The organism is Microcoleus harperi Pol14_C6 (assembly GCF_036701295.1).
In the GTDB taxonomy this organism is placed as follows: domain Bacteria; phylum Cyanobacteriota; class Cyanobacteriia; order Cyanobacteriales; family Microcoleaceae; genus Microcoleus.
The window spans coordinates 1-20,805 of record NZ_JAUBQN010000028.1; the positions used below are offsets into that span (position 1 = coordinate 1).

Sequence of the window (20,805 nt, forward strand, 5' to 3'; positions counted from 1 at the left end):
TGCCTATCTTTTTTGAGCACACATTGGCTCAATCCTTACCAACTCTGGGTTTGAGCCTGTTTGTCACCCCCCCAGATCGAAACAGAACATTTAGTTTGGCAACGGTTAGATGAATTAGGTATAGTACCAGGAACCTCTTTGTATTTTCAAGGAAAAAGAATCAGGAAAACACGGGCCTCTAACCGGATTTGATGTTGCTTGTAAGTGGAAAAAGAACTATGGGAAATGGAAGGTTGACGAAGCTTGGTTTATTCTCACAGATTTAGGCTCACTGCCAGCAGCCATCAATGCTTATAAGCAACGGATGGGTATTGAAGAAATGTTTCGAGACTGTAAAACAGGAGGCTACGATATTGAAGGAACTAGCTTAAAAGGAAACCGACTTATTAACATGATTCTGCTCATGACTCTCGCCTACATGGAGGCGATATTTCAAGGCACTGAACTGAGAAAAAAACAGGTACAAAAATATGTAGATCGCCGTAAAGAACAAAAAAAAAGATATCGAAGACGGAGTACATTTGGTTGTGGTTTAGATGGAGAAAAGTGGGTTAATTACCTCGAACAATATTCTGAAGAGGTGGAACAGTTAATTAAGTTAACTCCAAATAAACGCCGTTTTTATGAACAAGGTATTCGGGCTGCAACCCTTATTCGGTCTATCTCCTAGACCTCTTTGTCACCCCCCAGGATTTAGTTAGGAGCTATAGTGACAGCGAGTACACCCTTTCACGCAGGCGTCTTTTGCCAGCGTTTTGTTTATTTGTACCCACTTACTTAAGTTAAATCAATCAGTATTTAACGCTGTGCCACCAAATTTGATATAAGATCGACCTAAATTTCTAGTGTGAGAGTAGAGGCGTTTGTGAGCCAACAAGATATTTTAAATTTAGCAAAAGAAGGCGATGCCAGGGCGATCGCATTTCTGATCGGCCAAGCACTCGAAAGCTTCGGGGTCACGGCTAAAGCCAGCCGGGAAAATGACACCCTGCACCTGCTGCTGGAAGCAGAACAATTGCCCGCAGAAGAAGCCTGTCTCCGAGTCGCAGTCAAAGGGTTGCAGCGGCTGCAACCAAATAACGTTTACTCAGTGACAGTTTACGGACGGCGGGGCGGCCAGCAATTGCCCGCTTGGACTCAGACGGTAGAATTAAAAAAACGCTTGACTCCCGCACCCGTGAGTGCATTAGTTGCCGTGAATGCAGCAGTAGCTGCGAGTGAAGCAGTAGCCGCGAGTTTACCCGCTTCCCCAATTCCTGTGGCTTTGCCAAAGGTAGAAAAAACTCAAAATGCCACAATTGCGCCCACTCAAACACCTGAAAAATCTCGGCCCCAACCCCCGAAAATCCCAACTCCAAAACCCACAAACCAAAGGCAGCAAAAGCCATCACCGCAGCCCGAGTTAGCCCGCACTAAAACTAAAAAATCTGGGCTGTCAGTCGGTGTTCTGAGTCTGATTCTAGTGCCGATATCCGGCTTTGTTCTGGCTTCTCAACTTTACAAATCCTCAAGCACCGCTACTATTAACCCTCTAACGTCAAACCCTGCGGTACAAAAAGTGAGCTCGACACCAGCACCTGCAACCGCAGCCAAACCCATTCCAGTTCCAAAATCGCCCTCCCCGGCTGCCAAAAAACCTGCCACTGTGCCCGCAACTGTCAGCATCAAAGCAGTTGGCGACATGATCCCCGGCACAAATTATCCGTACAACAAACTGCCGCCAAAAAAAGAACTTTTATTGGAGTCGGTAAAACCGTACCTCAAAGGAGCTGATATTCTGTTTGGCAATTTTGAAAGCACGATGACCAATTATCCTTACAGTTCCAAAGCAGGCGGCGGACGAATGCTGTTTGCCTTTCGGACGCCTCCGAGTTATGCCAAAATTTTCAAAGATGTTGGTTTTGATATTTTGAATGTTGCCAACAATCATTCTTACGATTTTAACGAGCAGGGATTTAAGGACACGATTAAAAACATCGACAGCAACGGCATGAAAGCTGTTGGCAAAAGAGATCAAATTGTTTATCAAAATGTCAAAGGCGTGAATTTTGCCTTTATCGGTTTCAGCAACTACGGCGAAGTTCACAATTCCTTGCTGGAACTGAACGCTGGAGCCGAAGTTGTCAAGAAAGCAAAGGAAAAGGCTGATATTGTAGTGATATCAGTTCATGCTGGAGCTGAAGGAACGGGAGCTCAGAATGTGAGAAATAAAAACGAGTTATTTTACGGAGAAAACCGGGGAAATATGGTTTTGTTTTCGCGGACGATGATTGATGCGGGAGCAGATTTGATTTTGGGACACGGCCCGCACGTTATGAGAGCTTTGGAACTTTACAAAGGCAAATTGATTGCGTATTCCCTGGGCAATTTTATGGGTTATCGCACTTTGTCCACAGCAGGAACACTCGGTAAATCCCTAATTTTGGATGTGAAAATGACTCCGCAAGGGGATTTTGTTTCGGGTAAGATTATCCCAGTGGAACTTAATCGGCAAGGCATCCCATCTATTGATGACGATTTTAGGAGTGTGGGGTTGATTCGCAGTTTGACAAAAAGCGATTTTCCCAACACAGATTTGAAAATTGATGATAAGGGGATAATTTCCAAGAAATGATCGGGACAATTACTTACCGAAGAAGTGCCTTATGACGAGAAGCTATACTTCCGGTGACTCCTCAAATAAGCGATCGCCCCGGTGCAATCCATCTGCCATTTGATAAGTTTGTGCTTGCGATCGCACTGTCGGGGCATGGGCGGCTAAATACCTTGCCGCCGCCACTAATACCACAATGCGATCGCCCGCATTCTCTAATAAAGCATACTGGCGAAATGCTGCTTCTACCTGCTGAATAACGTGGAAATCCCGATTTTCCCGCAGCATCAGTTTTCCTAAAACTGCCATCAACCGTTCCGATTTGCCGCCGCTGTATAAGTATTTTGCAACTAATTTACCGACTGGATTCACCTGTTGCTGTCTGTCCAACAAGTCTGGCAGTTGTTTGAGCAATTCCTCTGGATTCTCAACTACATCTGTTGGTTCTGGAAGTCGCGCAGGGGGTACATTTAAGAAACGGTTGAGATATACGGCGATCGCTGCATCGAAAACTCCCCGCAGCAATTCTATGGAAGGCGATCGTCGCAATCCTTGATGCACCGCATTCGCAAAGGTAAAGGGATGGTGCGCTGAATTCCAGTCGCTATGGTCGTTATTCGTATTAAATCGGGCCACGCGGAGGGCCGCAGCATACGTGACGGCACTTGCTAATTCTGCTTCGCTACAACCTTCTTTCAAGGCACTTAAAAGTGCATCGACGATCGCCAATACATCTTCGCCCAACAACATCGGAATTAACTGTTCTCTTCCCGACCAATTGCCCCGGTGCGATCGGCCCATTTCTAAAGCTGCCGGCAACTGCGCCATCGCTGACTCTAAAATTGCCACCACATCCACAGGATAGCGCCAAGAACTCGACTCTTCCATGCGCGCCGCATTCGCCAAACCAGCTACCAAACTCGCGAAAACAGTTTCTGCCCCTTCCCAATTCACTGCATCCAGCGCTTCTAACGCCTTGTTAATAAAGTCGAGGCTGTGACCCACATCAATGTAGCGGTGGTCAGTAGCGGCCGCAAACAGCATATCAGCAATTTGTTCTCGTTCAAGAGGCGCGCGTACTGCTGTCAACAAACATCGTTCTGCCGCTTCGCTGTCTCTGATTTCAATAAATTGCCGGAACCAGCTTTTGAGCGTCTCTGCATCAACCTCAGCATTAGGCAAGGGGTGAACCGCAAAGTGAGGAGGTGCGCCTGCACTATCGCGGGCCACGGCCGAAAGTCCCTGATAGAGGGCGGGGGGTCGGTCTTCTGGATCTAGATAAGGCAGGATATTCATCAAGCAGGTGTGGATCGATAAACCCGTATCCCATCCCGATTTGTTGTAGCGGGTGCCAAATTCTAATCCGATTTGGAAAGGTTCGCTGGCAGTTGCCCCCATATCTAGCAAGGCAATCACTGATTTGGCGATGACTAGAGAAATTCCTTGTTCTAGACCATCTTGAAGTCTCTGGCGCTGGTGGGCGTAAGAGTCAAGCTGCGGTGCTAAATTTACCCAAACTTCCCCGTCGCGAATTTCCGCTGGGAACGATGGCACGTCGTCGGCCCAAGAGTCAAAAGTACCGCCGCTGGCGACATCAAAGCGGGCGTAGTGCCAAGGACAGGTGACTATGCCATCTTTGCAAGTGCTGCCGTTGAGGGGAAAACCCATGTGGGGACAGCGGTTGTCGATCGCGTATACCCGATCGTTTGAGTAAAAAAGGGCGATCGTGTGTTTTTCCAAATTCACTAACAAGCTGCCCTTTGTCTCGACTTCTGCAAGTTTCGCGGCGCGAAGGTAATAGCCTGAAGTCTCAGCCATAAGTTTTTAAACTAATTTATATATAAACTAGATTAACTCAACCTCGATCGATCGCCAGCAGGTTTCTATTTTGGCTTTACTCCAGATTCATCAGCGATCGCAAAGCTTCTTTCATCTCCTCTACAGTTGTTGTCGCCGTACCGAATTGACGCACGACAATGCTAGCCGCTAAATTTCCCAAAACTGCCGCTTCCCAACCGGATGCACCGACGCACAAAGCTAAAGTCATTGCTGCTACGACTGTATCTCCAGCACCGGTTACGTCGAATACATCAGTCTTGTTAAAAGGGGGAATGTCCCAACTTTGAATGGCAAATTCCCCCTTTTCACAAGTGGATGTTGGAGAAGGTGAATTTTTGATTTCTTCGCCGTTCGCCCTTTCAAACAAAGTCATCCCTTCTTCGCCGCGAGTAATCAGGATTTTTTGAGCTTGAGTTAAGTTCAATAAATCGCGTCCTGCTTGCATTAAATTTTGAGGGTTTTTGATAGCATATCCGACGGCTTGCTCGGCTTCGGGCAAGTTCGGAGTAAATAACATTGATCCAGAATATCGCTGCAAATTTGTTTGAGCGTCTACAATTGTTTTGCCGGGAACCACTGCCGATTCGATCGCCAAATTCGTCAAAACTCCGTCGCCGTAGTCGGAACAAACCACTGCATCTACTGTCGGTATTTGCTGCCGGATGTAGTCTGCCAGTTGCAACTGCAAATCTAAATCCGGCAACTCGTCCGATTTGCGATCGACTCGGACAATTTGCTGAGTCACCGACTGCCGCGCGTGCCCGGAAATTCGAGTTTTGGTGACAGTTGGACGCTGCGAATCGATTAAAATCCCACCCGTATCAATTCCCGCCGCCTCAAAAATACCGCACAAAGCCTTTCCCTGGTCGTCTTTTCCCACCAAACCAGCAACTTTTACTTTGCCTCCCAGTTTGGCTAAATTATAGACAGCATTTGCGCCACCTCCGGGTACTTGCTGAGTATTTTCGTAGCGCAAAATCAACACAGGTGCTTCGCGGGAAATTCGCTCTACTTGTCCGGTAAGAAACTCGTCCAAGGTCAAATCTCCGATCGCTAATACCTGCGCTCGATCGAAGCAGTCTAATCTTTTCAATAATTGCTCTGTTGAGGCACGCAGTTGAGGCAAAAAATCGGAATAGTCGTTAGTCATTAACCAAAAAAATGAGACTGAGGAGTTGATAATTGAGTGTGGAACGAGCGGGAATTAAAAATCCTAATATTAATTAATAATTAATTTCCTCCCTTGTTTGATTTTTAACTTTTAATTGATTTTCTCACTGGGATTTTGAGCAACCAGTTGCAGGCTATTGGCAATCGCACTCGCTCAAACACTTTGGCAAAAAAATGCGGATAAAATCGCAGCCCTTGAGACTCAACTGAAAGTTTCACGGTGTGGAAGTTTCCTTCTACATAAGTGCCTTCAAAAAACAGCAGAATTATTTCAATTTCTGCTTGATGATGGTAATCACCTGAGTCATTTGTTTTTTGAGTGCATCAATTTCCGCTTGCATTTTCGCCATTTTCGCAGTCATCGCCTGAATTTCGGCGGCGCCCCCTCCAGAAGTGGGTGCAGCGGCGGCGGCTGGGGCTTCCGGCACTGGTTTCTTTTTGGCCAGTACCATCGCCGATTTGATTGCCTCGGTTAGCTGCTTCTTCTCAAACGGTTTGGCGATGAATGCAAAAAAATGCTTCTCAAAGGGTTTCGGAATTTTTTCCATCACCTCTTCTTCGCGGCCCGACATGATCACCAAAGGTATCTTAGAAAGCTCAGGATGGGCTTGCACTTTTTGATACACTTCCCAACCGCTGACTTTGGGCAGTAGGAAATCTAACATAATTAGATTTGGCCGGGCTTGACGGATCAGTTTGAGTCCCTCTTCGCCGTCTTTTGCTTCTAGAACTTCAAAGTTACCCTGAGGCAACATCTCTCGGACTCGGACGCGGATGACTTTACTGTCATCGATTACCAAGATTTTTTGACCAGCCACGACTGACTCCTTCAGTAATGAATGAGTGATGATTTGCAACCTTCAGTATATCCCTAACAGAATTCTACCCATAATTCTGGGCGAGTTTAGTTTTGTTGCACCTCGGCGCGATTCTGATTTCGGGTGATACTTCTACAAGTTCAGGGGCTTTGATTTCGGATACGATCGAAGGAATTAACTCAATCGACACTTAATTTTATGTCGCCCCAAACTCCTAAAACTCCTACTGTCAAAGCAGTTGCCGCCCAAATGCGGGGTGAAATCGAGGCGATGCCGGAATGGTTGCGCAGGCCGGTTGGCAAAGCTAGCGAACTTTCCCAAGTACAAAAAATTATCAAACAGCGGCAAATTCACACGATTTGTGAGGAGGGGAGATGTCCCAACCGGGGCGAGTGCTACGCGCAAAAAACGGCGACTTTTTTGTTGATGGGGCCGACTTGCACCCGCGCTTGTGCTTTTTGTCAAGTAGATAAAGGTCATTCTCCGATGCCCCTCGACCCGGAGGAACCGCAAAAGGTGGCCGAAGCTGTGCAGTTGTTGGGTTTGCGCTATGCGGTGCTGACTTCGGTGGCGAGGGATGATTTGCCGGATGGAGGTGCGGGTTGGTTTGCCAGGACGATCGCCCAAATCCGCATTCTGAACCCGGATACTGAAGTGGAGGTGCTGACGCCGGATTTTTGGGGGGGAATGGGCAGGAGTTCAGAGGGGGAGAATTCCGGCCTCGATGAGTTGCAGCGAGATCGGATTGGCACGGTGGTGGAGGCTAAACCGGCTTGTTACAACCACAATATTGAGACGGTGCGCCGATTGCAAGGACCGGTGCGCAGGGGGGCTAAGTACGATCGCTCGATCGACGTTCTGCGTATTGTTAAGCAATATGACCCAACTATTCCCACCAAATCTGGTTTGATGTTGGGGCACGGGGAAACCGAAGCCGAGATAGTCGAAGCGATGACAGATTTGCGGGATGCCAAGTGCGATCGGCTCACCCTCGGTCAATACATGAGACCGTCTCTAGATCACCTCCCAGTGCGTAAATACTGGACGCCGACCGAATTTGACCGTTTTGGGTCGATCGCTCGGGAGATGGGGTTTGAGCACGTGCGATCGGGACCTCTCGTCCGCAGTTCCTACCACGCCGGAGAGAGCGATTGAAATTCATCTAAATTCAACTCGGTATCAACTCCTTGTTACAAAAAATAACTCTAGAGGATTGTGCATAAGTGCGACGCTCTCTGCTATTTGTAAATAGAGTGACATTATCAATTAGGAGCTTTACCTATGCCAGAGATAGCGAAGAACCAATTAAAATCCGAGTCCGTGATGAAAACGGGAAAATTCCCTTACACCTTTCGCGCAGGCTGGTTTCTGTTGCTGTTAGCGATCAATTTTCTGGTTGCAGCCTATTATTTCCATATCATTGAATAGTTCTGCAAGTTAACTTTTAGCAGACCCTGCTGTTCTCGACCTCAACGTCAGAGGATGGGAGAGAAGGAGAGGGGGAGAGGGAAAGAGTTTTGAGTTTTGAGTTGGGGAGAATATGACTTCATCCCTCTAACTAATGACTACTGACTACTAAGTTCTTCCCTCGAACTTCTTTCTTCTTCCTTCTTCCTGTTGACTCCTGATTCCTAACTCCTGACTCCCGACTTTTGCTCAATAATTAATCCGTGTATCCGTGTCAAAATACGTGTCCTTCCTTCTTCCTTCTCTAGCGATTTCTCGACGCTTCTAGCTTTGACAACCGCTCTTGAATTTTGATAACATCTTGCTTAGTTTCAATTGCCAAAGTTGCTAAATTGTCAAACATCGGGTCTCCCGACAGCATTCTAGGATTTGTCCGACCAGAACCGGAAGGAGACGGAGCCCTGTTAACTCTAGAACCTTGATTCTGCAAACTGTAGATTTGTCCTCGGAGTTCAGAAATTTGACGTTCTAATTGAGTAATGCGAAATTCTAATTGAGTTGTGGATTGAGCTGGTGTAAAAATTGGTGCTACAGCAATTGCTAAGGCACAAGCCAGACACAAAAAACAGATTTTTAGGGCGCGATGGCGATTTTTTTTCGGCATAGCTTTAATAATTTAAATTATACCAGTTCTACGATAACAAATCGCCGAAATTTTTGGTCTCTATCAGAAGTATGTCTTATGGCAAGTAGGAACGTAGCAATTTTAATGTTCGATGATGTCGAGGTACTGGACTTTGCAGGCCCTTTTGAAGTGTTTTCGGTGGCATCAGAATTAAGTAAGGGCGAGCGACCTTTTGCAGTCTCTACCGTAGCCGAACATCCGGGTTCTGTCAACGCCCGCAACGGTTTGAGCGTAAATCCCGACTGCACCATTTCCGATTGTCCGCCACCGGATATTTTAATTGTACCGGGAGGACAAGGTACGAGAAAGTTAATCGATAATTCAGCAGTTATTAATTGGATAAAAGATTCTGCGCGAACAGCAGAATTAGTGCTTTCTGTCTGTACGGGTTCGCTGCTTTTGGCAAAAGCTGGGTTGTTGGAAGGTTTGGAAGCAACTACACACCATCAGGTATTGGAGTTATTGAGAGAATTAGCTCCCAACACAACTATTATCGAAAATCAGCGATTTGTAGATAACGGCAAAATCATCACTTCTGGGGGAATTGCTGCGGGGATTGATATGTCTTTGCACGTTGTTGGCAAACTTTTGGGTACCGCACAAGCTGAACAAACAGCAGAGCACATGGAATATAAAATTGGGAATTGATAATTGGGAATCCAGTTAATTCCGGACATACACAAAACCTCTAAATTTAGGGTGCGCCTCGGCGCACCTTACCGCTGTAATTCCCGCACGCCAAACTACGAATAACCTAATTAAGAATCTTCGCCCCAAACTTTTAGTTGTAAATAAACTAATAGCAAAGCTACAGCCATCAGGAAAGTTGCCGCAGCGGCTGCATAGCCAAAATCAAATTGCGAAAAAGCTTGCTCGTAAATATAATAAACGAGCAAATTAGTAGAGTTCAAAGGACCGCCGCCGGTGATGACGTAAACTTGCTCGAAACTTCGGAGGGTAAAAATAGCAGTAGTGACGGTAGCAAATACTAAAGTCGGCCGCAAACCGGGTAAAGTGATGTACAAAAATTGCTGCCAAGCATTAGCTCCATCCAATTCTGCGGCTTCGTAACGATTTATCGGAATTGCTTGCAATCCTGCTAAAAATACTACCATATTAAAGCCTAATTGTTTCCAAACACTGAGCAGAATTATCACTGGCATTGCCCAAACTGTGCTACTCAGCCAAGGAATTGGATTTAAGCCGATCGCACTTAGGGCATTATTCACCGGGCCTTCGGTTTGAAACAACCACCGCCAACCCAAGCCAACTGCAACTAAAGAGGTAATCGAAGGAATAAAATAAGCGGTGCGGAGAGCTCCTCGCCAAGCAAACGAGCGATTTAGCAAAACTGCTAAGCCTAATGGAATCACTAAACTGGGAATGACTGTTGCAGTAGTAAAATAGAGTGTATTTTGGAGAATTTGCCAGAAATCCGGGTTTGTGACTAGACGCAAGTAGTTGTTGAAGCCAATCCAACGCACTCCCGACTGGGTAAAGCTGCCGCTGGTAAAGCTGAGGTAAAATAAATAGGCGATCGGCCAAATCAAAAAAGTACCCAGAAACAGCAAAGCTGGGGCCAGGAAAGTCCAAGCTGCGATAGTATCATTATCCAACCAGTTAAAACGCCCAAATTTAATCCGAACCATTGGCTTCTAAATTTTAGCTTTTAGTTTTAAATGGTATCACAATATAGGTCAATCTCAAAATGAACCTTCTAGATATATTAGCTCATTTACCTACTATAGAAACAGAAAGGCTACTGCTCAGAAAAATAACTTTAAACGATGCTAGCGATATGTTTGAATACGCTTGCAACCCAGAAGTGTCAAAATACACAATGTGGTCAACTCACACATCTCTCGAAGATACTAAATACTTTCTCAAGTCAATTACTAAAATGTACAAGAGACGAGAGTTGGTAGATTGGGGAATAGTCCATAAAGCCGATAAAAAGTTTATTGGGACTTGCGGATTTGTGGAATGGAGCATGACGCACAGCCGCGCGGAAATTGGCTACGCACTTTCTAGGAATTATTGGGGCGAAGGATACATGAGCGAGGCTGTCAATGCCGTTATTGAATTCGGTTTTCGGGAGATGTTGCTGAATCGAATTTTGGCTCGATGTGAAGTTAGCAATATTGCTTCAGCTAGGGTGATGGAAAAAGTGGGGATGCAATTGGAAGGGATATTGCGACAGCACCTATTTGTGAAAGACAGATATTGGGATCTAAAACTTTACTCGATTCTCAGGGAAGAATTTTTTGATAACATTGTAGAATAGGAGTGAATCAGTCGGTCTGCAAAAAAAATAATATACTTAGGACTTCCGCAATATCTCCATGTAGAGTGCGCCGAAGCACACCTTACCCTTTACCTCTATATTAGAATACGAGTGAATAGTTTTTATCTTTATGACCGCTAATCCAGTATCTGTTAATTCCAATGCCTGCCTGATTTCTCCTGAGATTGGCAAAAGTGGGCTGGCTCCGGCCCATCCTCCATTAAAAGTAGGAGTTCTAGCATCAGGAAGCGGCAGCAACTTCGAGGTAATTGCCCAAGCCATCCAAAATCAACAACTCAACGCTAAAATCCCAGTATTAATTTACAACAACCCCGAAGCCAAAGCCGCAGCCAGAGCAGAAAAATACGGAATTCCCTCGATTCTGCTCAATCACCGCGACTGCAAAAGCCGCGAAGAATTAGATACAAAAATTGTCAAAACTTTTCAAGAATATGATGTAGAATGGGTAGTGATGGCGGGTTGGATGCGAATTGTTACCAAAGTTTTGTTGGATGCTTTTCCAGATCGCGTTATTAACATTCACCCCAGTTTGCTGCCGAGTTTCCCAGGAATTCGCGCCGTCGAGCAAGCACTCGCTGCCAAGGTTAAAATCACCGGATGTACGGTGCATATCGCCCGTTTAGAAGTAGACAGCGGGCCGATTTTAATGCAGGCTGCGGTGCCGGTATTGCCTGATGATACCGCAGAAACACTGCACGCGAGAATTCAGGTGCAAGAGCACAAGATTATGCTCGGTGCGATCGCACTTATTGCCGAATCTAATCGAAAATATTGTGACTAAAAACCTCACCAGTGCGTCATCTATCCCGGAATTGCCCGTCAGCGACTCACCCGAAACAGGCCCGCCGCTGACAGACTCCAATCACCTGAAATTAATTCTCAAAGAAAGGCTCAAAAAGAGCATTGGCATCAAGGGAGAATTCTATCTTCCTTGCTTGCCATCAATGCTAGATGACTATCTTAAATTACTCTCAGACTTCTTAAACATTCTCGGACAAAACATCGACGCTGCCCAAGCCGAAAACTTGCGGACATTAATCGCCAACGCCTTAGCAGAAGGATTCAAAAATTCCCCCCACGCTAATCTAATAGTCTCCTATTTTCCCGCCAATTCCCAAAGCGGTTTAGCCGGTGGCATTACTCTGAATACCAAGATTCAAATCGAATCGATGGCCCAGAAATATCATAGCTGGCCGGATATTCGCCCCGAACCTTTATTCGGCAGCCATCCCGATGCCAAAGTCATCGCCATTGCCGCCGAATTAGGCGAACCCCCAAAAGCACCTATTTTAGATGTTGGTGCAGGCCCAGGGCGCAATAGTTTGCCTTTAGCAAGGTTAGGTCATCCCGTGGATGCGATCGAACTAACACCGATATTTGCCGAGAAACTATCAGCAGCGGCAACCGCCGAAAACTTGCCGATAAATGTCACACAAGGCGACGTTTTAGACCCCTTATTGAGGATGAAAACTTATCGGTACAAATTAGCCATTGCTACCGAAGTTCTCTCTCATTTCCGCTACCCCGAACAAATTCGTCTTTTTCTGGGTAAAATGTCCGATGCTGTTTTAAGTGGCGGGTTTATATTATTCAGTGCTTTCTTAGCAGTTGATGGTTACGAACCAGACGAGATGGCAAAACAAATGTCTGAATTGTGTTGGTCTTATCTGATTACCCGACAAGAATTGCAAGCAGCAATAGAGGGTTTGCCGTTAGAAATTATTTCAGATGAATCTGTGATTGAATACGAACAAAAACATTTGCCTGACTCTGCGTGGCCGCCGACACCTTGGTTTGTCAGTTGGGCTAGCGGCCGCGATTTATTTCCGGTGCAAGAAACGCCGCCGTTGGAGTTGCGGTGGATACTGGTTCAACGCTTGTAGAAAGTATTAGGGTGCGCTAGATTGTAGCTTTTTGATGATTGAGAAAATAACGCACTTGCTCCGCATCATCATACGACAAATTTTAGCTAGTAACGTGCGTCAGATTGTAGCTTGTCGATTTTTGAGAAAATCACGCATTCGCTCAGCACCCTACGGCAATTTTCCCTAATCTACCTAGTTTTATTTTGGGTTTTTCTTTAAATATGCTTTTGGCACTCAAGCGTCTCTTTCAAACTTGATAAATCAAAAATTTTTGTGCCCTGATAGTCAAAATACTTGCCTTTTCTATCGACTAAAACTGTTTTTATTCCAAACTGCTCAGCTCCCTCAATATCATCTTCCATTGAGTCACCAACCATTAAAACTTGTGATGGTTCTATATTTAAATCATTCATAACAAATTCAAAAACTTTACAGCTAGGTTTGCAAAGGCCAATTTCTTCACTAATATAGATTTTTTTAATATATTGAGCTAGCTTTAAAGCCTTGATTTTATCCCTTTGCCCGTCCGAAGGTCCATTTGTAAGAATAGCAGTATTAATTTCTTTTTTTTTAAAGTTTTTAATAAGGGCATCACATCATCAAATAATGTTATTGCGTGATTAGCCTCTTTCATGTAAATAGAATTTAGTGCTGAAGAAAACGCTAAAGGATTTTCGTGAGCGCCTTGTATAACATCAGCATAGCGACGCAACCTATACTCGTCCCTTGAAATAACTCCCTTAACAAATTGTCGGAACAACGTAGGTTCTATCAAGCTATAACTATTCCAGAATTGGTTAGCATCTATCCTAGATAATTCAAGAACTCGATTAACAAGACTTATTGCGTTTTTTTTAGCTTTCTGATAATCACAAAGTGTATCATCTAGATCAAAAATGACGTATTTTATTATAGCCAATTATTTCTCCCACCCTAATTGTTCATCCCAAATTATACAAACTCCAACACCAACTGTTCCCGATCGATACAGCTCGCATTAGTAAGGTGCGTCAGATCGTAGCTGGTCGATTTTTGATGAAATCACGCACTCGGACGCACCCTACAAGATTGTTTATCGGTAGAAAATCTATTTTTCAACCTCGGAGGCCCGCAGTTGTCCGCAGGCGGCATCTGCTTCCAAGCCGCGAGAATAGCGCACGCTAACTGCAATTTTCTTTTCCTTCAAAACCGCCACAAAACTGTTAATTCGATTGGGAGTCGGTCGCTTATATTCAGCTTCCTGAATCGGATTGTAAGGAATCAAATTGACGTGACACTGAAAACCGCGCAAGTGAGTTGCTAACTCCGCTGCGTGTTCCGGCAAATCATTCACACCTGCTAAAAGTACGTATTCAAAACTCAATCTGCGTCCAGTCGATCGCACATATTCCCGACATTCTGCAATTAACTCACCCAAAGGATAAGGGCGGGCGCTGGGAATTAACTCTTCGCGCAATCTTTGATTGGAAGCGTGGAGGCTGACGGCGAGGGTAACTTGCAGTTGATGTTCGGCTAGTTGGCTGATGCGATTGCGAATTCCTACTGTGGAAATGGTGATATTTCGCTGTCCAATTCCTACGTCTTGATTCAAACACTTGACAGCAGCTACAACATTATCGAAATTCAGTAGGGGTTCGCCCATTCCCATAAATACGATGTGGCTGACTCTGCGGCCGAAATCTTGCTGTACTGTCAAGACTTGATCGACGATTTCGTGTTTTTCTAAATTGCGCTTGAAACCGCCTTTTCCGGTAGCGCAAAAGTCGCAGCCCATCGCGCAGCCAACTTGGGCTGAGACGCACACAGTCAGTCGTTTTTCTGTGGGAATGCCGACTGTTTCAATGATTTGACCGTCTGCCAATTTTAAGAGATACTTTACCGTGGCGTCTGGTGCGACCGATCGATAGTGAATGGTCGATCGCCCCATCGGAATTTTAGCAACAGTCTCGCGCCACTGTTTCGAGAATACAGAAATGTCAGAGATCGATCGCGCACCTTTCTCATAAATCCACTGGTACAACTGCTTTCCGCGATAAGCCGGTTGTCCCTGCTGCTGCACCCACTCCGTTAACTCAGCTAAACTCGCCCCCAGCAAGGGCGGAATTTTACCCGACTCAACAGCCAAAGCAGCAGTCTTGCGAGACTGATTCGCACCCTTGGAATTACCAGAAGAGTACACCTGAGAAACGGAAGTAGGAGACATAGGTCATAGCAAAAATTTACGGTCACTCTCTATACTAAAACTTCTTGACCAAAACAGCCGTCTATCTGTGAAGAAATTGGCTCAAATAGGCGTGGTAAATATTTTCTGGCACTTAACTTGATGAGGATGACAACTGCTTGCGTAGCTTTCCGCATGGCCGCTCTATATACCTATATATTGCATAGGCTAATATAAGGGAAATCAGCATACTTATCGCTCCTTGCAAAACCACATAAATTTGAGGTAAATAAAGCTCAACAGCGTTAATTACAGTATGGTGTACTAAATAAAGCGAGTATGAAAGCAAACCAATAAACCGCATCCAATTCCAATTGAGAATTTGAAATACTCCCCAATCGGGAAAACGGATAGCAGCAATAAAAAGACCATATAGTGCAATACCTTGAATAGTGTAACGCACTGTACTTTCAAATTCACTAGAATCACATATAAACGACAAAATAATTACAGTAATTCCGGCTGGTAGTACGAAATACTTCCACAGTCTATCAGAGCCATAGGGAGGATCTAATACTGGGTTGCCATTGACCGCTAATGCGCAGCCAAACAATATACTATCTATTCTGGTATCAGATAAAAAAATGATGCTATTTTCATCTACTCCCCTGCCAAACACTAGAAAACATCTCCAAAGTAGAATAGCTAAGCAAATTCCCCAAATAATTAACATTTGCCTTTGGGGGCTCACACGCATTTTGAGTAAACTTATGTAGAGAAAAGGGAAAAGACAGTAGAAGTGTTCCTCCACCGCCAGAGACCAATATACACCACTACCAGGAGCTACTGCGCCACCATCAACAAAAAAAGTTGTATAATAGTTATAATAATGGAGAGCCTGGCTTAAAAAAGGTGGCAGTTTAATTTCTCCTTCAAGTACACCTGTCAATGTCAAGATAGCTCCTACGAATAAGACTAGATAAAACCCAGGCCAAATTCGCAGAATACGTCGTAAATAAAAATGTTTTAAATTAATGAATTGGTTTTGTTCATATTCACGTCTCAGCAAAGTTGTGATCAAATATCCGCTTAAAAAGAAAAACACTGTTACACCAAAGGGTCCAGGGAAAATCTTCTCGCCCCCTGCATGAGATAAAAAGACAATGAGAAAAGCAATCGTCCTAATTCCGTCCAAGGAAGGAATGTAAAATTTGGATTGTGTCATAATCTTTTTTAAAAGAATATTTTTTTTTTGATGCGTGAATACTAACACCCATAGTTTTTTTATGTCAAGCCTCACTGATGCTTACAGCGTATCCCCGGTTTATGAAGTGCAGTATGGAGACTGCAGTGCCTTGTCCCGACGGGAATTTATCGATAAGCGGGTGTACTTCATAAACCTGCAACCTGCTGTATATTCCTGGACGCATTTCAAGGTAATTCTGTGATTCTGAGTATAGCCTTTGAGTCCGTCGTGCCACGTCAACAAGGTGGCAATAACACAAATCTTGACAACAAAGTTAATTTTTGGCAAAATTCCCCAAAAATTGCGTATAAAGGACCGCAGCCACTTAAAATAAACTCTGTAGTTTGTTAAAGGGTATGCAAAATTTCACTGCTTTCGATCACAATTAATGCAACTTTTATGGTGCTAAATATTCTTGCGCTGCCCTTAGCGTTTCAATTTACATCGCCAGGCCCGATTATCTTTCAACTCGGCCCCCTAGCCATTCGCTGGTACGGGCTGTTGATAGCTTCTGCCGTCTTGATTGGGGTGAGTCTGTCCCAATACTTGGCCCAAAAACGCCGCGTTAACCCGGAATTGCTGGGCGATTTGGCAATTTGGCTGGTTCTGGGCGCTATTCCCTGTGCTCGAATTTATTACGTAGCTTTCGAGTGGCAGCAATACGCCCAGAGGCCAGAGGATATTATTGCGATTTGGAAAGGCGGAATTGCCATTCACGGGGCAATTTTGGGTGGCACGATCGCAGCTTTAATTTTTGCGAAAATCCAGCGAGTTTCTTTTTGGCAATTGGCAGATTTAATCGCACCTTCGGCCATTCTCGGTCAGGCGATCGGACGCTGGGGAAATTTCTTTAACTCGGAAGCTTTTGGCAGTCCTACGGATTTGCCCTGGAAACTTTATATTCCCCCAAACAGCCGCCCGCCCGCCTACGCTAATTTTGAATACTTCCACCCCACATTTCTCTACGAATCCCTGTGGAATTTGACAGTATTTGGGTTACTTCTGACTTTGTTTTTCCGCGATTTGCAGGGCAAAATTCGCTTGAAAACTGGTGCTTTATTTTTGGTTTATATCGCAGCTTACAGTTCCGGTCGAGTCTGGATTGAAGGGTTGCGGACTGATAGTTTGATGTTCGGGCCGCTGCGGACAGCACAAATGGTAAGCTTGACTGGGATTGTTTTAGGGTTGGGTGGGTTAACTTGGCTTTATTTGCTCGATCGACCTTTACCTGATGTTGTCTCCCCCAATAGCGATCGGGCAAATATCACTCAGAAATTGCCAGAGGATCAATAAAAAACCCCAGAGAGGTTAGTCTCTAGGGTTCAAAACCAGGGTGCATCTACCATCTCTTACTTCCAACTAAAATAGGTACATCCGGAAGAGTCCGTAAATTTAGCAAATTTTTTAGCAGCAATGAGTTTGACAGAGATTGAAGCCCTAATTCCAGGGGTATACATTGTAGGTGCAGGCCCGGGAGATCCGGATTTGTTGACTGTTAAAGCTCAAAAATTACTGGCTGCAGCGGATGTCATATTGTTTGCTGATTCGTTAGTTCCAGAGCAAATTTTGCAGGGGGTGCGCGCCGATGCTGAAGTGATCCAAACTGCGGATAAGACCCTCGAAGAGATTGTACCTTTGATGGTGGAACGAGTGCGCGAGGGGAAAAGCGTCGTCCGCCTCCATTCCGGCGATCCCTGTCTCTACGGGGCCGTCGGCGAACAAATGCAAGCTTTGGCTTCCGAGGGAATTGCTTTTGAGGTAATTCCGGGAATTAGCGCTTTCCAACTTGCAGCGGCTAAACTTAAAATAGAGTTGACAGTTCCAGGAGTTGTGCAGACAATTATTTTGACGCGAATTAGCGGCAGAACCGAAGTACCGGAACGCGAAGAATTAGCGAGTTTAGCGGCTCATCAAGCGAGTTTGTGCCTGTATTTGAGTGCCCGCCATGTCGAACAGGCTCAAGCTAAATTGATGGAACATTACCCATCGGATTTGCCTGTAGGGATTTGTTATCGGTTGGGTTGGCCGGATGAAAAAATTGTGCTAGTTCCCCTTGACAAAATGGCAGTTGCTACGCGCGAAAATAATTTGATCAGAACGACAATGTATGTTATTAGTCCGGCCTTGGGAAAATCAGCAGAAGGGCGATCGCGCTTGTACCATCCAGAGCACGATCGGCTTTTTAGACCCTCGAAGGAAGTTCGGCAACCGATTGTCTAACCGATGTAACGAATGTCACGAAAAAGAAAGAGGGAAAAACGAGCAATTCCCAATTCCCAATTCCCCAATCTAAAATCTAAAATCGCCATGACTGATTTAACTCGCAGACAATTTATCACCGTCACCGCATTAAGCGCCGGATTTGCCTTAGCAGTTCATCCTATTGCGGCTGCCGTTATCAATACGGATGCTGCTGGTTTAATAGCAGGTGAGGTAAAAATTCCTGTAAAAGACGGCTCAATTCCAGCATACAGAGCCATGCCAGCCAGTGGCAGCAATTTTCCAGTAATTTTAGTAATTCAAGAAATCTTCGGAGTTCACGCACACATTCAAGATATTTGCCGCCGTTTTGGCAAATTAGGTTATTTAGCGATCGCCCCAGAAATGTTTGCCCGTGAAGGTGATGTTTCTAAAATTACCGACATCCAAGAAATTATTAGTAAAGTTGTCTCGAAAGTTCCCGACGCTCAAGTTATGTCGGATTTAGATGCTACCGTAGAGTGGGCACAAAAGTCCGGAAAAGGCAATACTAATAAGTTGGGAATTACTGGATTTTGCTGGGGTGGCAGAATTGTTTGGCTGTACTCTTCCCACAACCCCAAAGTCAAAGCTGGCGCGGCTTGGTACGGGCGTTTGGTGGGCAATTCTACAGATTTAACTCCCAAACAGCCGATCGACATTGCAGCAACTTTGAAAGTGCCTGTATTGGGGCTTTACGGTGGCAAAGACGAGTCAATTCCCAAGGATACAGTCGAGAAAATGCGGGAAGTTCTCAAAACTGGCAGCAGCGGTTCCGAAATTGTGCTTTATCCAGATGCGCCGCACGGTTTTAACGCCGACTATCGCCCCACTTACCGGGAAAAAGAAGCTAAGGATGCTTGGAAACTGATGCAAGATTGGTTTAAGAAGCACGGAGTTGCACAATAGTTTTGAGATTTTTTCGTTCTTCACACCCCTTCGCCTCTCGATGAGTTTTGAAGTTCATAAACCCGGTTTATTCGTAGATATTTAGGCGCCCAACCAGGATGTTTTCGTATCAACCGGGTTTATGAGGCAAGCGCCCCTTATGATAATTTCTGCCCCTGGCAACTCTGCGAAAATCAAGCCATTTCTTGCTGAAATCCTTGACGAGATTTAGCTTTCATGCTGAATGCAAGAACACCAGCTACCAGCATCAAAACAACAATTGTTCTCCAGTGAATCAAAAAAGGCAGACCCGCTGCTAAAAATATACGTCTCGGAAAAAAGAGCAGAAAAACTAAAGCAATACTGGTGAGCAAAGCATTGCGGTTATTGCTACAGTACAGCCACAGCGATGTCAGAATCGGGAACAAACCTACATAATCGTAAACGTGAGTATATCCGAGAAATGTGAAGGATATACCCATCAGCACAGCCAAGATATCTTCTCGATTAATTCTATTGCGGAACACCCACAGCAGAACCGCTAAAATTACTGCCACAATCTTGATAGCCGGTATCTTCAAGCCTAAAGAAGCAAAAAGACTTTCCATACCAACTTTATCTTGAAACCCCGGTTGATTGAAAGGCAAAGAGCTATAGCTGTCTTGAATTCCTTGATGCCACGCTGCCAGCATCCCAACGGGCCCGCCGTACAGCACCAATGGGTAAGCGCTCATAATTGTAACAGTTGCGAAGGCTACAGCTAGTATTTTCCAGTTGCGTTCTAGCAAAAACCAAATACCGAGCAATAAGCATAGTTGCGGTTTAAAGCTGGCTACACCCAAACAGATTCCTGCTAATACAAATTTTTGCCGTTGGCTGAAGAACCAAGCACCCATTGTCGCAGCAAAAGCTATCAAAGAAGTTTGACCCATCCAGACAACGTGGGCTGTGAATGGGTTGCCAATAATCATCGCACTGATTACCCAAATGCCGAGTTGATTTTCACTATTATTTTGATGTTGGTTGATGGTGCGAACTGTCATCGCAATAATAGCTGCGATTGACAGCAAGTTGAGTAAGACCCAGACGAATTTGGCAACGGAGTAATCGAACAGACCGACAAACATACACAATGCGGCTGATGAAGGAGGATAAAAGAAAGCGGCATTTTCCAGGCCGTCAATTTCCTTTATTCCTGCTACACTTTGAACGAGGAAATCGTGGTTGTAGGGATTGAAACCCTTAAGCCAAGCACGTCCAGCAGCGTAAAGGACGCCACCATCAGCATTGAGTTGACCGTCTCTGCCAATCCCTATTATACCGAAACAAATTAGAGATAATATACTGACGGCTAAAAGACCTAAACCAAAGTTCCGCTTAAACGATTCTGTCATCGAATTATCTCCGATTTTATTAACGAATTGAGGGACTACTTTGAGATTGCAATATTAATGGCTAAAGTTTTAACACAGCATATAGTTAGTTGCCAACAAATCCGAGCAACTTAATTTAAGTTAATAAAAATAAATGTTGGGGGAAGCAGAAGATTTGGTATCGAAAAAAACAATATTGGCAATCTCAACAGTTTCG

21 protein-coding genes are annotated in these 20,805 nt (G+C 44.9%); 11 read left to right on the top strand and 10 right to left on the bottom strand.

Annotated elements, in window-relative coordinates; genetic code table 11:
* Positions 1-304: 304 nt before the first annotated feature.
* Both QUA27_RS18495 and QUA27_RS18500 read left to right on the top strand, forming a co-directional pair.
* Complete coding sequence (locus tag QUA27_RS18495; RefSeq protein ID WP_333069601.1) at positions 305-670, top strand: hypothetical protein; 366 nt, start codon at positions 305-307, stop codon at positions 668-670.
* Positions 671-865: 195 nt separating this feature from the next.
* Positions 866-2,614 (top strand): CapA family protein, encoded by a 1,749-nt coding sequence (locus QUA27_RS18500; RefSeq protein ID WP_333069602.1) that lies wholly within the window; start codon positions 866-868, stop codon positions 2,612-2,614.
* Positions 2,615-2,656: 42 nt separating this feature from the next.
* On the opposite strand, the gene QUA27_RS18505 is transcribed toward QUA27_RS18500, so the two are convergent.
* From QUA27_RS18505 to QUA27_RS18515, 3 genes are all read right to left on the bottom strand, one after another.
* Positions 2,657-4,411 carry a Rieske (2Fe-2S) protein gene (locus tag QUA27_RS18505; protein ID WP_333069604.1) on the bottom strand — a complete coding sequence of 585 codons (1,755 nt, stop codon included), beginning with the start codon at positions 4,409-4,411 and terminating at the stop codon, positions 2,657-2,659.
* Positions 4,412-4,487: 76 nt separating this feature from the next.
* Positions 4,488-5,582 (bottom strand): bifunctional heptose 7-phosphate kinase/heptose 1-phosphate adenyltransferase, encoded by a 1,095-nt coding sequence (locus QUA27_RS18510; RefSeq protein WP_333069605.1) that lies wholly within the window; start codon positions 5,580-5,582, stop codon positions 4,488-4,490.
* A gap of 286 nt (positions 5,583-5,868) precedes the next feature.
* Entirely contained in the window at positions 5,869-6,420 is a 552-nt protein-coding gene (locus tag QUA27_RS18515) for a response regulator (protein WP_333069606.1), read from the bottom strand.
* 198 nt (positions 6,421-6,618) lie between these two features.
* Here QUA27_RS18515 and lipA point away from each other — a divergent pair, with 198 nt between their 5' ends.
* Together lipA and QUA27_RS18525 are read left to right on the top strand one after the other, a co-directional pair.
* Complete coding sequence (gene lipA / locus QUA27_RS18520; RefSeq protein WP_333069607.1) at positions 6,619-7,575, top strand: lipoyl synthase; 957 nt, start codon at positions 6,619-6,621, stop codon at positions 7,573-7,575.
* A gap of 126 nt (positions 7,576-7,701) precedes the next feature.
* Complete coding sequence (locus tag QUA27_RS18525; RefSeq protein ID WP_333069608.1) at positions 7,702-7,848, top strand: photosystem I protein PsaX; 147 nt, start codon at positions 7,702-7,704, stop codon at positions 7,846-7,848.
* A 283-nt stretch (positions 7,849-8,131) separates the two neighbouring features.
* Here QUA27_RS18525 and QUA27_RS18530 read toward each other — a convergent pair whose 3' ends face one another.
* Positions 8,132-8,491, bottom strand: a complete 360-nt coding sequence (locus tag QUA27_RS18530) for a hypothetical protein (RefSeq protein ID WP_333069609.1) — start codon at positions 8,489-8,491, stop codon at positions 8,132-8,134.
* Between the two features lie 78 nt (positions 8,492-8,569).
* Here QUA27_RS18530 and QUA27_RS18535 point away from each other — a divergent pair, with 78 nt between their 5' ends.
* A complete protein-coding gene (locus QUA27_RS18535) occupies positions 8,570-9,160 on the top strand; it encodes a DJ-1/PfpI family protein (RefSeq protein WP_333069611.1) in 591 nt (196 codons plus the stop codon).
* Positions 9,161-9,270: 110 nt separating this feature from the next.
* Here the strand turns inward: QUA27_RS18535 and QUA27_RS18540 are convergent, their stop codons facing one another.
* The gene (locus tag QUA27_RS18540) at positions 9,271-10,161 is read right to left on the bottom strand and encodes a carbohydrate ABC transporter permease (RefSeq protein ID WP_333069613.1); all 891 of its coding nucleotides are present in this window, start codon (positions 10,159-10,161) and stop codon (positions 9,271-9,273) included.
* A 59-nt stretch (positions 10,162-10,220) separates the two neighbouring features.
* On the opposite strand from QUA27_RS18540, the gene QUA27_RS18545 reads away from it, so the two are divergent.
* The 3 genes from QUA27_RS18545 to QUA27_RS18555 all read left to right on the top strand — a co-directional run bounded on the left by QUA27_RS18545 (position 10,221) and on the right by QUA27_RS18555 (position 12,700).
* On the top strand, positions 10,221-10,796 hold the full coding sequence (locus QUA27_RS18545; protein WP_333069615.1) for a GNAT family N-acetyltransferase: 576 nt from the start codon (positions 10,221-10,223) through the stop codon (positions 10,794-10,796).
* Positions 10,797-10,926: 130 nt separating this feature from the next.
* Positions 10,927-11,598 (top strand): phosphoribosylglycinamide formyltransferase, encoded by a 672-nt coding sequence (gene purN, locus QUA27_RS18550; RefSeq protein ID WP_333069617.1) that lies wholly within the window; start codon positions 10,927-10,929, stop codon positions 11,596-11,598.
* A complete protein-coding gene (locus QUA27_RS18555) occupies positions 11,591-12,700 on the top strand; it encodes a class I SAM-dependent methyltransferase (RefSeq protein ID WP_333069619.1) in 1,110 nt (369 codons plus the stop codon). Before purN ends, QUA27_RS18555 begins: the two co-directional genes overlap by 8 nt.
* 197 nt (positions 12,701-12,897) lie before the next feature.
* On the opposite strand, the gene QUA27_RS18560 is transcribed toward QUA27_RS18555, so the two are convergent.
* The 4 genes from QUA27_RS18560 to QUA27_RS18575 form a co-directional block, all read right to left on the bottom strand.
* The gene (locus QUA27_RS18560; RefSeq protein WP_333069686.1) at positions 12,898-13,266 is read right to left on the bottom strand and encodes an HAD family hydrolase; all 369 of its coding nucleotides are present in this window, start codon (positions 13,264-13,266) and stop codon (positions 12,898-12,900) included.
* Positions 13,179-13,601, bottom strand: coding sequence for an HAD family hydrolase (locus tag QUA27_RS18565; RefSeq protein ID WP_333069621.1), 423 nt, complete (start codon positions 13,599-13,601; stop codon positions 13,179-13,181). The genes QUA27_RS18560 and QUA27_RS18565 overlap by 88 nt, the downstream gene beginning before the upstream one ends.
* Before the next feature lie 168 nt (positions 13,602-13,769).
* Complete coding sequence (rlmN, locus tag QUA27_RS18570; RefSeq protein ID WP_333069622.1) at positions 13,770-14,885, bottom strand: dual-specificity RNA methyltransferase RlmN; 1,116 nt, start codon at positions 14,883-14,885, stop codon at positions 13,770-13,772.
* 112 nt (positions 14,886-14,997) lie between these two features.
* Positions 14,998-16,068 carry an acyltransferase family protein gene (locus tag QUA27_RS18575; RefSeq protein ID WP_333069623.1) on the bottom strand — a complete coding sequence of 357 codons (1,071 nt, stop codon included), beginning with the start codon at positions 16,066-16,068 and terminating at the stop codon, positions 14,998-15,000.
* Positions 16,069-16,488: 420 nt separating this feature from the next.
* On the opposite strand from QUA27_RS18575, the gene lgt reads away from it, so the two are divergent.
* The 3 genes from lgt (at position 16,489) to QUA27_RS18590 (ending at position 19,236) form a co-directional block, all read left to right on the top strand.
* Positions 16,489-17,382, top strand: a complete 894-nt coding sequence (gene lgt, locus QUA27_RS18580) for a prolipoprotein diacylglyceryl transferase (RefSeq protein WP_333069625.1) — start codon at positions 16,489-16,491, stop codon at positions 17,380-17,382.
* Between the two features lie 120 nt (positions 17,383-17,502).
* Positions 17,503-18,309, top strand: coding sequence for a precorrin-4 C(11)-methyltransferase (gene cobM / locus QUA27_RS18585; protein ID WP_333069626.1), 807 nt, complete (start codon positions 17,503-17,505; stop codon positions 18,307-18,309).
* Positions 18,310-18,396: 87 nt separating this feature from the next.
* Positions 18,397-19,236 carry a dienelactone hydrolase family protein gene (locus QUA27_RS18590; RefSeq protein ID WP_333069627.1) on the top strand — a complete coding sequence of 280 codons (840 nt, stop codon included), beginning with the start codon at positions 18,397-18,399 and terminating at the stop codon, positions 19,234-19,236.
* 173 nt (positions 19,237-19,409) lie between these two features.
* Here the strand turns inward: QUA27_RS18590 and QUA27_RS18595 are convergent, their stop codons facing one another.
* Entirely contained in the window at positions 19,410-20,609 is a 1,200-nt protein-coding gene (locus QUA27_RS18595; RefSeq protein ID WP_333069628.1) for a glycosyltransferase family 87 protein, read from the bottom strand.
* Between the last annotated feature and the right edge of the window lie 196 nt (positions 20,610-20,805).